This is a genomic window from Pseudomonas floridensis (assembly GCF_002087235.1).
In the GTDB taxonomy this organism is placed as follows: Bacteria; Pseudomonadota; Gammaproteobacteria; order Pseudomonadales; family Pseudomonadaceae; genus Aquipseudomonas; species Aquipseudomonas floridensis.
This window is the reverse complement of record NZ_MUIO01000102.1, coordinates 16379-31065: the sequence shown is the minus strand read 5'-3', so window position 1 is coordinate 31065 and position 14687 is coordinate 16379. Positions and strand designations below refer to the sequence as shown.

At 60.3% G+C, this 14687-nt stretch carries 13 protein-coding genes; 8 read left to right on the top strand and 5 right to left on the bottom strand.

Annotation, left to right across the window (positions count from 1 at the left end):
* Positions 1 to 200 precede the first annotated feature (200 nt).
* On the bottom strand, positions 201 to 914 hold the full coding sequence (locus BZK31_RS23230; protein WP_083185643.1) for a FadR/GntR family transcriptional regulator: 714 nt from the start codon (positions 912 to 914) through the stop codon (positions 201 to 203).
* A 102-nt stretch (positions 915 to 1016) separates the two neighbouring features.
* Positions 1017 to 2759, bottom strand: a complete 1743-nt coding sequence (locus BZK31_RS23225) for an IlvD/Edd family dehydratase (RefSeq protein ID WP_083185642.1) — start codon at positions 2757 to 2759, stop codon at positions 1017 to 1019.
* 214 nt (positions 2760 to 2973) lie between these two features.
* Between BZK31_RS23225 and BZK31_RS23220 the strand changes: the two genes are divergently transcribed.
* The 8 genes from BZK31_RS23220 to BZK31_RS23185 all read left to right on the top strand — a co-directional run bounded on the left by BZK31_RS23220 (position 2974) and on the right by BZK31_RS23185 (position 9170).
* Positions 2974 to 4287, top strand: coding sequence for an MFS transporter (locus BZK31_RS23220; RefSeq protein WP_083185641.1), 1314 nt, complete (start codon positions 2974 to 2976; stop codon positions 4285 to 4287).
* A 35-nt stretch (positions 4288 to 4322) separates the two neighbouring features.
* A complete protein-coding gene (araD1, locus tag BZK31_RS23215) occupies positions 4323 to 5315 on the top strand; it encodes an AraD1 family protein (RefSeq protein ID WP_083185640.1) in 993 nt (330 codons plus the stop codon).
* Between the two features lie 225 nt (positions 5316 to 5540).
* Positions 5541 to 5825 (top strand): DUF5629 family protein, encoded by a 285-nt coding sequence (locus BZK31_RS23210; RefSeq protein ID WP_083185639.1) that lies wholly within the window; start codon positions 5541 to 5543, stop codon positions 5823 to 5825.
* 260 nt (positions 5826 to 6085) lie between these two features.
* Positions 6086 to 6628 carry a hypothetical protein gene (locus tag BZK31_RS23205; RefSeq protein ID WP_083185638.1) on the top strand — a complete coding sequence of 181 codons (543 nt, stop codon included), beginning with the start codon at positions 6086 to 6088 and terminating at the stop codon, positions 6626 to 6628.
* A 109-nt stretch (positions 6629 to 6737) separates the two neighbouring features.
* Positions 6738 to 7910, top strand: coding sequence for a lactonase family protein (locus BZK31_RS23200; protein ID WP_083185637.1), 1173 nt, complete (start codon positions 6738 to 6740; stop codon positions 7908 to 7910).
* Positions 7911 to 8098: 188 nt separating this feature from the next.
* On the top strand, positions 8099 to 8281 hold the full coding sequence (locus tag BZK31_RS23195; RefSeq protein ID WP_083185636.1) for a hypothetical protein: 183 nt from the start codon (positions 8099 to 8101) through the stop codon (positions 8279 to 8281).
* A gap of 467 nt (positions 8282 to 8748) precedes the next feature.
* Complete coding sequence (locus BZK31_RS23190) at positions 8749 to 8940, top strand: hypothetical protein (RefSeq protein WP_083185635.1); 192 nt, start codon at positions 8749 to 8751, stop codon at positions 8938 to 8940.
* On the top strand, positions 8937 to 9170 hold the full coding sequence (locus BZK31_RS23185) for a hypothetical protein (RefSeq protein ID WP_083185634.1): 234 nt from the start codon (positions 8937 to 8939) through the stop codon (positions 9168 to 9170). Before BZK31_RS23190 ends, BZK31_RS23185 begins: the two co-directional genes overlap by 4 nt.
* A gap of 21 nt (positions 9171 to 9191) precedes the next feature.
* On the opposite strand, the gene BZK31_RS23180 is transcribed toward BZK31_RS23185, so the two are convergent.
* The 3 genes from BZK31_RS23180 to BZK31_RS23170 are packed head-to-tail and all read right to left on the bottom strand — an operon-like array spanning position 9192 to position 14676.
* The gene (locus BZK31_RS23180) at positions 9192 to 9791 is read right to left on the bottom strand and encodes a glutathione S-transferase (RefSeq protein ID WP_083185633.1); all 600 of its coding nucleotides are present in this window, start codon (positions 9789 to 9791) and stop codon (positions 9192 to 9194) included.
* A complete protein-coding gene (locus BZK31_RS23175) occupies positions 9788 to 13435 on the bottom strand; it encodes an AAA family ATPase (RefSeq protein ID WP_083185632.1) in 3648 nt (1215 codons plus the stop codon). Before BZK31_RS23175 ends, BZK31_RS23180 begins: the two co-directional genes overlap by 4 nt.
* Complete coding sequence (locus tag BZK31_RS23170) at positions 13432 to 14676, bottom strand: exonuclease SbcCD subunit D C-terminal domain-containing protein (protein ID WP_083185631.1); 1245 nt, start codon at positions 14674 to 14676, stop codon at positions 13432 to 13434. The genes BZK31_RS23175 and BZK31_RS23170 overlap by 4 nt, the downstream gene beginning before the upstream one ends.
* Between the last annotated feature and the right edge of the window lie 11 nt (positions 14677 to 14687).

The following is a 14687-nucleotide window of genomic DNA, read 5'->3' as shown; positions in this document are numbered from 1 at the left end:
GCGTGATCATGCGGTTTGAGTGGGGCGGGCTTGGCCCGCCATCGCGGAATATATCCGCGATGGCATCATAAAATGCCCATTCATCGGAGGATGATGAAAGACAGTTGGCTCCCACGGGGAGGTGGGTGGACTTGCGTGGAGTGACGGTGTTGCGAGCGTGCATGTCCGGGGATTCGCGGACATACGCGCTCCCACGGGTGTCAAACCCCGCCCAGCACCACGCTCAGCGCATTGCGCGCATCATCCAGTTGCACCAGCGAGGCATGGCGGGCGCCGAGGGCGTCGCGGTTCTGGATGGCGGTGAGGATGGCCTTGTGACGCGGCATTGCCAGCTCGTGCAGGTTGGGCCGCTTGTTGGAGTACTTGAGTGCTTCGCGCAGCGCCAGGGACAACATGTTGCACAGATGAGCCAACAGATCGTTGTGGGTCGCATCGGCGATGCGGCTGTGGAAGTCCAGGTCAGGTTGCAACAAGTCTTCCGGCGTTGCAGCGGCTTCCATGCGCTGGTAAGCCTCATGAATCGAATCGATCTCATCGTCCGTGGCGTGTTGCGCCGCCAGGGCTGCAACCGCAGGCTCGATCACAGCGCGCACGCTGGTCAACAGATTGAAAAACTCATTCTGCGGCGAACTCTGCATCACCCAGTGCAACACATCCGGATCGAGCAGGTGCCATTCCCGGCGGGCCTTGACCACGGTGCCGACGCGCGGGCGCGAGTAGACCAGGCCTTTGGCAACCAGAACGCGCGTGGCTTCACGCAGCACTGGACGACTGACGGCATACTCTTCGCACAGCAGCGCCTCGGCGGGCAGTTTTTCGTCGGGTTTGAAGCGACCGGAAACAATCTGCATGCCCAGTTCCTGGACGATGCGCGCATGCATGCTTTTACGGTCGGAAGGCTTTCGATAATCCATGGGAACGCACGTCGATCCTGGCGGTGAGTGCCGCGCATCATACCACTGCGAAAAGCCTACGGCGGTCGTCTGCGTCTGCGAAGCGGACGACCGCCATTGCGGCTAGTGAGAGTGCCTTGGCACTTCGGCGCCCCGGCAGCCGATCAGGAAATCGAAGTCACACCCCTGGTCGGCCTGCATGACGTGGTCGATGTACATCTGGCGATAACCTCCGACCAACAGTTGCGACGGGGCCTGCCAGTCGGCGAGACGAGCGGCCAGTTCGGCTTCGGGAATATCCAGATGCAAACGGCCGCTGGCGCAGTCCAGTTCGATCCAGTCGCCTTCCTGCACCACCGCCAGCGGTCCGCCTGCCGCCGCTTCCGGCGCGACGTGCAAGACCACGGTGCCATAGGCCGTGCCGCTCATACGCGCATCGGAAATCCGCACCATGTCGGTCACGCCCTGCGCCAGCAGCTTGGCGGGCAGGCCCATGTTGCCGACCTCCGCCATGCCCGGATAACCCTTCGGCCCGCAGTTCTTGAGGACCATGACGGAGGTCGCATCGATGTCCAGATCGGGATCGTTGATGCGCGCCTTGTACATCTCGAAATTCTCGAATACCACCGCACGGCCACGATGCTGCATCAACGCCGGTGTGGCGGCAGAAGGCTTGAGCACGGCGCCCAGGGGTGCAAGGTTGCCACGCAGCACGCAGATACCGCCGTCGGCGCGAATCGGGTTGTCCAGTGCACGGATGACCTGATCTTCGCCGTAGATCGGTGAATGGCAGGTGTTCTCGCCAATGCTCTTGCCGTTGACGGTCAATGCATCGGGATTGGGCAGCAAACCGGCTTCGTTCATGCGCCGTAACACGGCAGGCAGGCCGCCCGCGTAGTAGAACTCTTCCATCAGAAACCGTCCGGACGGCTGCAAGTCGACGATGGTCGGCATGCCCTTGCCAACGCGGGTCCAGTCGTCCAGCTCCAGATCGACGCCGATGCGACCGGCTATGGCTTTGAGGTGGATGACCGCGTTGGTCGAGCCGCCAATCGCGGCATTGACCCGGATAGCATTTTCGAACGCGGCCTTGGTCAGGATCTTCGACAGACGCAGGTCTTCGCGGACCATTTCCACAGCGCGCATGCCGGACATGTGCGCCAGCACGTAACGTCGCGAGTCCACGGCAGGAATCGCCGCGTTGTGCGGCAGCGAGGTGCCCAGCGATTCGGCCATACAGGCCATGGTCGAGGCGGTGCCCATGGTGTTGCAGGTGCCTGCCGAACGGGACATGCCGGCTTCGGCGGAAAGGAACTCATCCAGGCTGATCAGCCCGGCTTTGTAGGATTCATGCATCTGCCAGACGATCGTACCGGCGCCGATGTCCTTGCCCTCGTGCTTACCGTTGAGCATCGGCCCGCCGGTCACGACGATGGCCGGAATGTCGCAACTGGCTGCGCCCATCAGCAGGGCAGGGGTTGTCTTGTCGCAACCGGTCAGCAGCACCACGCCATCGATCGGATTGCCCCGAATCGCTTCTTCGACGTCCATGCTTGCCAGGTTACGGGTGAACATCGCGGTGGGGCGCAGGTTGGATTCGCCGTTGGAGAACACCGGGAATTCCACCGGCCAGCCACCTGCCTCAATCACGCCGCGTTTGACGTGTTCGGCAATCTGACGGAAATGGGCGTTGCAGGGCGTCAGCTCAGACCAGGTGTTGCAGATGCCGATGATCGGCTTGCCTTGAAACTGATGATCGGCGATGCCCTGATTCTTCATCCAGCTGCGGTACATGAAGCCGTTCTTGTCGGCGGTGCCAAACCACTGGGCAGAGCGGAGGGTCGGTTTTTTATCGGAGTCAGACATGATCGGCTCTCTTATTGTAAGACTTAATGTCGATGCTGCTGGCTAAGGTAAGCCTAAAAAACGCCGATTGGAAGAGTTGTCAGTTTAAATAGTATTACTATATAGTCGTTTTCAATTGAGGGACGATCCTCGCCTGTGTGTTGCGTCATAACAGCACCCGGGCCAGAGACGATCCCCGCAGGTTCCATAACAAAAACAATCGGAGACCGCCTACATGAGCCAGGAATTGCGGCTTATACGTCGCATCACCTTCAAGCTGATTCCCTTTCTGATCCTGCTCTACCTGATCGCTTACGTAGACCGTTCCGCCGTGGGTTTCGCCAAGCTGCACATGGGCGCTGACATCGGTATTGGCGACGCGGCGTACGGACTGGGTGCCGGCCTGTTCTTCATCGGTTATTTTCTGCTGGAAATCCCCAGCAACCTCATGCTTGAACGTTTCGGTGCGCGCCGCTGGTTCGCCCGGATCATGATTACCTGGGGCGCGATCACCATCGGTATGGCGTTCGTGCAGGGACCGCACAGCTTCTATGTCATGCGCTTTCTGCTGGGCGCGGCCGAAGCGGGCTTCTTTCCCGGCGTGCTGTATTACATCACTCAGTGGTTTCCGGTTCGCCATCGCGGCAAGATCCTCGGCTTGTTCATTCTCTCGCAACCCATCGCCATGATGATCACCGGACCGGTGTCTGGCGGTCTGCTGGGCATGGACGGGGTGCTTGGCCTGCACGGCTGGCAGTGGCTGTTCATTGTGATCGGCACCCCTGCGATCCTGCTGACCTGGCCGGTGCTGCGCTGGTTACCGGACGGTCCGCAGCAGGTCAAATGGATGAGCCAGGCCGAGAAAGACTGGCTGACCGGTGAGCTGAAAAAGGATCTGGAAGAGTACGGCCAGACCCGTCACGGCAACCCTTTGCACGCGCTCAAGGACAAGCGTGTGTTGCTGCTGGCGCTGTTCTATTTGCCCGTCACACTGAGTATCTATGGCCTTGGCCTGTGGCTGCCGACGCTGATCAAGCAGTTTGGCGGCAGTGACCTGACCACCGGTTTCGTGTCTTCGGTGCCCTACATCTTCGGCATCATCGGCTTGCTCATCGTGCCGCGCAGTTCCGATCGTCTCAACGACCGCTATGGTCATCTGGCGGTGCTTTATGTGCTGGGCGCCATCGGCCTGTTCTGCAGTGCCTGGCTGAGTATGCCGGTTGCGCAACTGGCCGCGCTGTGCGTGGTGGCCTTCGCGCTGTTTTCCTGCACGGCCGTGTTCTGGACCCTGCCGGGGCGCTTCTTCGCCGGTGCCAGTGCGGCGGCCGGTATCGCGTTGATCAACTCGGTCGGCAACCTGGGCGGCTACATTGGTCCGTTCGTGATCGGTGCGTTGAAAGAGCTGACGGGCAGCCTGGCCTCGGGTCTGTACTTCCTGTCCGGCGTCATGGTGTTCGGGCTGGTGTTGACCGGCATCGTCTATCACGTGCTGGAGCGCAAGCATGTGCTGCCAGCGTCCGAATTCGCTGCCAGCGCCAAGGTGCGGTAGGTCCGGCTTTCCACTCTGTCTGAAAGGAGATTTCCATGCGGTTGGTACAATTCGAATTGAGCAACGGTCAGCGTCGGGTCGGTCTGGTGGACGGCGGGCAGGTCCGTGAAGTGCAGGGGGCCGAGAGTGTCCGGGAACTGGCGCTGGCGGCCATCAAGGCGGGCTCGGGTCTGGCACAGCAGGTTGAGGGACTCGGGTTCGGCAATGCTCATGATTATGCGCAATTGCTTGAAGAGCGCCGGATTCTGCCGCCGCTGGACCATCCGGATCCGGCGCACCTGCTGGTCAGCGGTACCGGGTTGACGCACCTCGGCAGCGCTTCCGCGCGGGACAAGATGCACCAGCAGTCTGGCGACGAGTCAGCGATGACCGACACCATGCGTATCTTCAAGTGGGGCGTGGAGGGTGGCAAGCCGCAAGCGGGGCAGGCTGGCGTGCAGCCGGAATGGTTTTACAAGGGCGATGGCAGCATTGTGGTGCGGCCGGGCGAATCCTTCTCGCTGCCGCCGTTCGCCGAGGATGGCGGCGAAGAGCCGGAACTGAGCGGCCTGTACGTCATCGGTTATGACCGCAAGCCTTATCGGCTCGGGTTTGCGATTGGCAACGAATACTCCGACCACATCATGGAGCGCCGTAACTACCTGTACCTGGCTCATTCCAAGTTGCGCGCCTGCTCGTTCGGCCCTGAACTGCGAGTCGGTGAGCTGCCGCAGAACCTGTCCGGCACCAGCCGGATCTGGCGCAATGGTGAAGTGTTGTGGGAGAAGGAATTTCTCAGCGGCGAGGCCAACATGTGCCACAGCCTGGAAAATCTCGAGTACCACCATTTCAAATACGCCCAGTTTTTGCGTCCGGGTGATGTGCACGTGCATTTCTTCGGCACCGCGACCCTGTCCTTTGCCGACGGCGTGCGCACCCAGCCGGGCGACCGGTTCGAAGTCAGTCAGGCCGAATTCGGCAAGCCGCTGGTCAATGGCCTGGCGCCGAGCGAAGCGGTGTTTCAGCCCGGCGGGGTCGGCAAGCTGTAAGTTGAGTTCAAGCCCTGACGTTCTGCGTCATGGCCGTGATGTGACACGCAGCGTCCCGGCTGCGTGCCGAAGCGCAGTGTCGGCATGATCATCCCCACGCTCCCGCGCGGGGATGCCGCCAGGACGCTCCACGTCCGTTCTTCGCACTCGGCCCCATGCGAAAGATCATGGCAACTCAGCGCGCTATTGCCCTATTATTCGCGTTTTTGCAGGCTGGAAACCCTCATGACCACCACCCCGGACACCTTGCTCGCTGCCCTTAAAACGTCCTCGATGCTCGAAATCGACGGCCTGCATGCCTGGGATTTCTCGCTGGGCGACGAACTGAACATCGAGTGCATGGACGGTCGCGAGCGCAAGATGTGGCGTTTCACGCTGGACCAGGTGAAGGCTGCCAGCTTCGACGAATCACTGCAGAGCTGGGTCGTCAACGATGGCAATGCCGATCATCGGATCGTCTGCCTCGACGCCTTCACGCCGTCCGACGAAGACGATGCCGACGAAGCTTGATCCAGATCAAGCGCGCGTCACCGGTTAACCGTTAGATTCACGCCCCCCGTGCCTATTGCTGGCTGACAGCACCGGCGCGGTTAACAGGGTGCCTGGCGTGACGTCATGACAGACGGTTCGCGTCTTGCACACACGGATGTGCTTGCCTTTTCTTATTGCCCTGGCGGGCTGTGTCGCCAGGGAATAACGACGTTTCACACACTGGCCATGCCAGTGTCGGCCCAATGGATGGGGCCAGATCAAATCGATAGGGAGATCCAATGTCTACTCAAGGTGCGTTGAGTCGTGCACGTCTGTTGCCGACGTTTCTGGGTGTTCTGCTGCTGATGCTCGGCGTGGCCATGCTGATTGGCGGCTTCAGGCTGTCCGGTCTTGGTGGTTCGTTCTATTACATGTTGTGCGGATTTGGCTTCTCGGCCATTGGCGTGTTGTTGGTGATCGGGCTGCGTTTCGCGGTCTGGCTGTTCACGCTGATGCTGTTATTGAGCACCGTGTGGGCGTTGTGGGAGGTCGGTCTGGATCGGCCGCAACTCATGCCGCGGCTGTTCGTGTGGTTTCTGATCGGTCTGGTGCTGCTGTTGCCGATCACGCGACGCGGCCTCAAACCCTTGCATCGGCGTGTGCCGGTCAGCGGGCTGGTCATTGCCTTGCTGTTGGCGGGCGTAAGTCTCGATCCCGTCGGTCAGATCAGGCAGCTCACGCAACACACTCAGGTTTTCGTGGCCACGCTGGTTCCGGGCATCGACCTGCCATGGCTGCTGTCCACCGATCGACACGCACGACTTCAGCAGCCCGAAGGATAAAAGGACTAACTCATCTGCCCAAGATAAAACTAGACCGTTCACTTGGGTGTCATAGAGCTGAACGTCGCGTGACAGGCGTCATAACTTCAACAAAAAGGGATGCCCCCCCATGCCCCATAAAATATTGCCTTGGCTGGCGATGGCCAGTGCCATGAGTGCTTTTACCTTGCAGGCCCAACCCATGACCGACTCCGAACTACTGCTGGGTTCCTATACCCAAGGAAAGAGCGAGGGGATCTACCGTTTTGGCTTCGACAGCAAAACCGGCATGATCGATACCACGCCCCGTCAGGTGATCAAGGCTGAAAATCCGTCCTGGCTGACCGCTTCCAAAGACGGGCGCTATCTGTATGTCGTCAACGAAAACGGTCCTGGCCAGAAAGATACGGTCGGTAAAGTCAGCAGTTTCGCCATCGACCCCGAGACCTTCAACGTCACCCCGATCAATCAGGTCCAGACCAAGGGCGAGGAGCCGACGCACTCGAGCCTGAGCAAGGACGGACGTTACCTGTTCGTGGCCAACTACGCCGTCAATCCCGATCCGGGTGGCGCGCTGACGGTCATGCCGGTTGGCAAGGATGGCCGATTGGGCGAATCGGTTCAGGTACTGCCGCTGGGCCCTGGCAGCAAGGTCAATCCTGAGCGTCAGATGTCCTCTCACGTACACTTGGCCGTGCCGACACCGGATGACAAGTATGTCGTGTCTGCCGATCTGGGGGCTGACAAGCTGTTCGTCTACCGTTACGACGCCGATCAGAGCAAACCGCTGCAGCCCGCCAAAGTCCCGACCGTGCAATTGCCAGCGGGCAGTGGTCCGCGCCATGTGCTGTTCAGCCGCGAGGGCAAGCATGCCTGGCTGGTGCTGGAAATGTCTGCGCAGGTGGTGGTGTTCGATTACCTGGACGGCGCGTTCAAGCAGACCCAGATCGTCGACATGAAGAACAAGGGCGTTGAGCAGAAGAACGGCGGCGGTGCCTTGCACACGTCGCCCGACGGCAAGTTCCTGTACGTGACCAACCGCGGCGATGCCAATCAGGTCGTGGTGTTCCGCATCGATCCTGCCAGCGGACAACTCGAAGAAATCCAGCGTCGTTCAGTCGAGGGCAAGGAGCCACGTGAGTTCAGCTTTGACCCCAGCGGCACGTTCATGCTGTTCGCCAATCAGAAAAGTAATCAGATCGTGACCGTGCGCCGCGATCCGCAAACCGGACTGATCGGCGAAACGGTGCAGACATTCGATGTGGATGCACCCTCGTATCTGCATTTTCTGGGTGACAAATAGGATACACAGCGTCCAGCCCGCGAAAATCGCGGGCTGGAGCCGTTATCAATCTTGATGATATGAGTTAGTGCCACAAAAGATTTTTGCTGATCCAGCCTCAGGCGTAAGTTTGACTCACGGCCAAGAAGGCCAGAACTCAACAGCGGCACCGTTATCGGGTGCGGCACTCACTCAGAGAGGTGATCAACATGAACTTCAATCTTTTCTCCATCATTGCTGCATCGGCTATTTCCGCATCTGTTGCACTTCCCGCCAGTGCCAGTGTGGATGTCAGTGACAAGAAAACTCACGCCACACAGACGTATACACCCAAGTACCTGCAACAGAGTGCCAACTTCTACGCTGCGCTGGATCACAAGTCCGCGCAATGAAACGTGCGTGAATCCATTCCCCGTTAACGAAGGTTTTCGATACCGGGGAATGGATTCGTGAACACCAATGCTTTCGCGAGCATGTTCGCCCAGACAGGTCCATGCGACCTCTGCCCATTGCGTGGCAGGCCATGCATGGACTGTTACGTGAGCCTGCTCGCGAAAGTGTTGAATCCCCTTATCCCCGTTACTTCATCCGTAACGGGGATTTTTTTGTGTGCCGATCATTAGGCTATTTACGAAAAGTGGCTGCGCATCGGTGATGCTGCGTTAAAAACAGGCTCGATTTTTCGTGCAGAGCCTGGAGGGCGATCCTGATAACGCCCCAGTAAGTAGTTTTCCTATCAAGTCGATGGCCGCGCTCAATCATTAAACCAACTGATATCCGGTATGCCAATCCATCGTTTTTAAAGCATCCGTATTGGGGCGATCCTGTCGGCAAGGAAACACACTACGGAGCAACACCCATGGCCACTGCCATTCTCTATTCCATTAAACAGGGCGCCTACATCGCCATCGCCCTTTATGTCGTGTTCATTGCAGTGGTCACTGTTACCAGCATGAATCCACACTTTGGATCCCCGACCCGTTCGGCGCCTGAAGCTTCCTGGGTCGATGTCAAACAACCCGTGACAGTGGTGCAGGAGCGCGCATCGTGAGTGGCGCCAATCTGTGGGTCACAGCCGGTCTTGCAGTGATGATCAATGGAAGTTCGTTATTGGGTGCCGGGCAGAATTCGGTGGGTGCGATTGCACGTTGCATCGAAAGTCGCCATGAACTGAACCACGCGATCGAGCGGGCCACGTCTCACAAGATGCTGCTGACCATTGCCCCTCAACAGTCAGAGCAATGGCCTGTCGAAACCGGCGGCGTCTTTTCGATAGTCTGAACCGGCATCCGCATCGTCGGCTTACTTGCGCATGACCGCTTCGAACAGCGCCGAATCCAGAAAACGCTGCAGCCAGTCGCGCACTGCCGGGTAGGGACTGTGTTCGAACCAGTGCGGATCGACAAAGCAGAACTGACGAACGAACGGCGCGATGGCAATGTCGGCCAGTGTCTGCCGCTCGCCTATCAGGCAAGTGCCCGTTTGCAGGCGTTGTTCCAGCGTGTGCAGGAACACTTCGCCCTGTTCGCGGTAATGTTCGGGCGGCTGCTCCGGGTAACGAACGGCGTACTTGTAGCGGTCCAGGTTCAGCTTGAAAACGTGGTCGTTCTCTTCGATCAGATCGGCGATCTGCTGGCGTGCCACAGGATCATCTGCCCGCAGCCAGTCATCCGGATCGTGCTGCGCTAATGCCCAATGCATGATGTCCAGGCTCTGTTCCAGAACCCGGTCGGCCAGGATCAGCACCGGCACCGTGCCCTTGGGTGAGCGCTCGAGCATTTCCGGCGGCTTGGCCTTGAGGCTGACTTCATGGATGTCGACCTGGCATCCCGCGTAGTGCAACGCCATGCGGGCGCGCATGGCGTACGGGCAGCGGCGGAAGGAGTAAAGCACCGGTGTCATGAGCTGGCGACTTCGATGGTGCTCAGTCCGTTGCCCTGACGCCTGACCTTGATCTGCACCGGGATGCGCTCATGCATTTCCTGAACGTGGGAGATGACGCCGACCTTGCGGCCCTGTGCTTGCAGCCCGTCCAGTGCATCCATGGCCAGTTGCAGCGATTCAGGGTCCAGACTGCCAAAACCTTCGTCGATGAACAGCGATTCAATGCGCAATGTGCTGGATGCCATGGAGGCCAGGCCAAGCGCCAGGGCCAGCGATACCAGAAAGGTTTCCCCGCCGGACAGCGAATGCACCGAACGTGTTTCGTCGCCCATCTCGGTGTCCAGCACCAGCAGGCCGAGCATGCTGCCGCCGCGTTTCAAACGATAACGACGCACCAGTTGTTTCAATTGAGCGTTGGCGTGATGCACCAGCAGATCAAGGTTGTAGGCCTGAGCGATCTTGCGGAACTTGTCTCCTTCAGCGGAGCCGATCAGGGCGGCGAGGCGTGCCCAGCGCTGATATTCACCGGTGGCCTCGTTGATGCGCGTCTGCAATTCGCTGTTCGCATTGCGCCGCCGCAGGTCTTCGTTCAGCTCGGCACGCAGTTCGGCGCAGCGCAGCTCACCGTGCTCTGTCTGTTCCTGGGCCTGGCGCAGCGCCTCGGTCAATGTGGCGCTGTCGGTCACGTCGCTGTGTTGCGCCTGATGCTGCTGCACGCGCTGTTCACGCTCATTGAGCAGGACTTTGGCTTGTTCGAGGGCTTTTTCGGTCGCCTGCGATTGCTGGCGCAAATGCTCGACATGCTCGTTGTCGTAGGTGAGCAGGGTGTCGAGCGCCGCGTCGTCCAGTTCGCTGTGCTGACTGCGCCAGTCACTGAGCAGCGTGTCGAGTTCCGTCCGTTCCTGCTGCAACGCCTGATGCTGCTGCTCGCCGGATTTCAGCTCGGCGGCCAGTTGAATGGATTGGCTGTGCAGGTCCTGCAAGGCCTGCGCAGTGGACATTTCAACCTGTCTGGCCTGCTCGACGGCCTGCTCCAGCGTCTGTTGCCACTGTTCTGCAGTGGCGTGATCGCCCAACAGCCCGGCCAACACCTGCTCACTGGCCTGCTGCTGTTCGCTGAGGGCCGTGACCGCTTGCAGGTGTTCATTGACGCGTTGCAGGCGGTTTTTTTGCTCGACCTGTTCGTTGTCGATGCGCTGCTGACGTTCGCGCTGTTCCTGCTGTTCTTCGCTTTGCTGCTCCAACTGGTCGAGGCGTTGAATGACCTGCTGTTCAAGCTGCATCACAGTGCTCGATGCATCGCTGCGCAAGCCCTCCAGCGTCTGTGACGGGACCAGCGACGCGAACGCGGCCAGCTCCTCATCCAGTCGCTGTTGATCGGCGTTCAGTTGCTGAAGCTGATCGGCCACATGGCGGGCGGCGGTCTGGCTGGCTTCCTGCGCGGTTTGCACCGATTGTTGCAGGCGTGCAGCGTCTTTTTGCAACGTGAGCAGGGCTTGCTGGCGCTGCTCGTCGCCGCCGATGACCTCGTTCAGTTGCGTGAGTTGCTGGCTGAGCCAGGCATCGCGTGTTGCAGCCTCGCAGTCCAGCAACTGTGCGCCGAGCGGGTGGGCTTGCAGATCCGGCGCGAGTGTCTGATGACGCTGCATCAATTGTTCGTGCTGGCGCAGCAGTTCCTTTTGCTGGACAATGATCCCGCCGACCTGCACGCGCAACTGATTGAGTTGTTCAGTCAGCGCGTCAACGGCTTTCTGCGCGCTGGCCTGTTCGTCTTCGTCGTGCTGCGTAAGGCTCTCCAGCAACGCCTCGGGTTTGTGCCATGGGTGTTCGGCACTGCCGCAGACCGGGCAGGGCTGGTCGTCCTGCAACTGGGTGCGCAGTTCTTCGACGCTCGCGCTACGGGCCAGACGCTGGCGCTCCAGCAGTTGCCGGGTCACGGTCAGTGTCTGTTCAGCGACGGTCAGTTCATCTTTGACCTTGATGCCCTGAGCGACCAGGTGCTCGCGTTGCTGCTGAGCATCCTGTTGCTGGCGGGCCAGATCTTCCAACTGCCGGTCGATGTCCTGCTGGCTGGCCCACAGACGCGCCAGTTCCTCGAAAGCGCGCTGTTGCTTGCGGTTGTCCTGCAGCAAACTGCCGAGAATCTGCAACTGTTCGGTGACAGCGGCGACTTCACAATCCGCCTCGCGGTACAGCAGCTCCAGTGCGCCGCGTTGTTCGGTCAACTGCTGTTCGGCGTCGGTCGCACGTTGTTCCAGCGAGGGCAATTCGTGCTGACCGTGCTTGAGGCGATTGGCGGTCAGCGTCAAGGTTTTCAGGCGGTCGCGCCAAGCGTTCCAGCCTTGCGCCAGCGGCGCCAGTTCGCTGCTCTGCTCAAGCTGTTCGGCGATGCGCTCAAGCCGTATGGCAACCTGCTGTTGCTGATCGAGCAGGGTTTGCAGGCTGGCTTGACCCTGGGCGCAGAGTTGCTCGGCCTGTTGATGCTGCGCGCCGGTCTTGCTCACTTCCTGAACCAGACGGTTCAGGGTGCTCTGCGCGTCGAAGGCCTGCTGCAACAGTGGCCTGGCCTCACTGTGCGCCTGCTGTGCCTGATGCAACCGGGCCTGCGCTTCACTGCGCCGGGTTTCGAGTTGCTGCCGGTCGGTCTGCAACGTGGCGTGCTGTTCTTGATGCTGACGAATCTGTTCAGCCAGTGGCGCCAGCCTGGCGTTCAAGGTCAGCCGACGAGCGAAGCGGTGGCGTTGCGGCCCCAGGCGTTCGAGCTGGCCAAGCGTCAGGCGTTCGCTGCTCTGATCGTTCCAGGCCTGTTGCGCGCTGTTCAGGCTTTCCTGAGCGGCGAGGTGTTCATCACGCAGACGATGCAGTTCACTCAGCCACTGTTGTTGAAGTTCCAGCTGCCGCTGTCGCGCCTGATGGGCCTTGAGCTGTTGCTGGGCATCGCTCATACGGTTTTCGAGATCGGCCAGTTGCTCGGGAGGCAGCGGGCTGATGTGGCTGGCTTGGGCCGTCAGTGCCTTGAGCGCTTCCTCGGCTTCCTTGCTCTTGCTGTAAGCGCGTCGCCCCAGCTGGCTGTAGATCGCGGTATTGGTCAGCTTCTCCAGCAGTTCGCTGCGCTCTTTGTCGTCGGCTTTGAGAAAGGCGCTGAACTCGCTCTGGGCGAGCATGACCGCGCGGGTAAACTGCTCGAAGTTCAGGCCTAGCCGGCTTTCGATTAACTGTTCGAACTCACGCTTGCTCTGATTGCTGAGGATCTGCTCGCTGTCCAGATCGGTCAGGGTCTGGCGGCTGGCCTGCAATTTCTTGGCTGCGTTGTCACGGGCGCGGTTGGTTTCCCAGCGGGCCCGGTAGCGGCGCTGGTCGATGCCGATGAAATCGACTTCGGCATAACCGCTGCCTGTGCCACGGCGCAAAAGCGTGCGCGGGTCGCTGGTGGTGATGTCGCCGTCGATGTCCGGAACCTTGGACTGGCCGATGTTGCTCAACCGCGGAATGGCACCGAACAGGGCCAGGCAAAGGGCGTCGAGCAGCGTGCTCTTGCCGGCCCCGGTCGGGCCGGTGATGGCGAACAGTCCGGCACTGGCCAAGGGCTCTGCGGTAAAGTCCAGCTCGAACGGTCCTGCGAGTGAGGCCAGGTTTTTCAAGCGAATGGCGAGGATCTTCATGGCTGTTCGCTCTCCTGCTGCACTTCACGCAACAGCGTGGCGAAATCGGTCAGGGTCTGTTCATCGACCTCGCTGCCGAAGTTGTCCTGCCAGGCACGGCTGAACAGTTCCTGCGGGCTGAGCTGATCGAGTTCGATCAGTGTCGTGTCATCTTCGCCTTCAGCGCCGCTGCCCTTGCCCGCGTATTCGGCGCCGATGCGCACCAGACGCACGGCCTTGCCCTGCAGCGCCGTTTCGATCCGGTTGCGCAGGTCCGGTTGCGGCTCGTCCAGCCGCACGCGCACTTCCAGCCACGGCTGTCGATCCGGGTCGGCCAGCAGATCGACATTGGGCAAGCCTTCCAGTTGCACCAGCAATTCGGCCAGCGGTGCAGGGCCCATGCGTTGCAGATTGACGGCGCGAGGGATCAGGCAGGTTTCAACGCTGGTCAGTGTTTCACCGTCGCAGTTGATTTCCAGAATCTGATGCGGGTAGCCGATCTCCGAAAAGGACAACGGAATGGGCGAGCCGCTATAGCGAATGCGCTCCTCACCGTTGACCCGCTGAGGTTTGTGCAGATGACCGAGGGCGACATAGGTGATGCTCGGGCCGAACAGGCTGGCAGGCAGGGCTTCGGCGTTGCCGATGATCAGGCTGCGCTCGGAGTCCTCCGATACAGAACCGCCGGCCATGTGCGCATGGCTCACGGCAATCAGCGCCTGACCGGGTTGGCGCTTGAGGTTGGCGGCTTCGATCAGGCGTTCGTGAACCCGGGCGATGCCTTTGAGGTAATCGTCGCCCAATGTCGGGCCGGTCACTTCTGCGGGGCGCAGAAATGGCAGCGCCAGGCACCAGGCGCGAACCTCACCTTCGGCGTCGGGCAACGGCAGCAGCAAGCGCTCGGCATCCAGCACGCCTTCATCCAGCCACAGCACTCGCCCCAGAGCATGAGTGCGCAGGCGGCGCATCAAGGGCGCGGGCAGTTCGATGCGAGAACCGGAGTCGTGGTTGCCGGCGATCATCACGATGGTCAACGACGGGTTTTGCTCGTGGGCATTGACGATGAAGTCGTACAGGCGTTCCTGGGCTTTGACCGGTGGGTTGACGGTGTCGAAGATGTCGCCCGCGATCAACAGCACATCGGGTTGCCGCTCGGCCAGACGGGCCAGCAGCCAGGTCAGAAAGCAGGCGTGTTCGAAATCCCGCTCCTGACCGTGAAGGTTCTGACCCAGATGCCAGTCGGAGGTGTGGAACAGACGCATTGATTTACCTT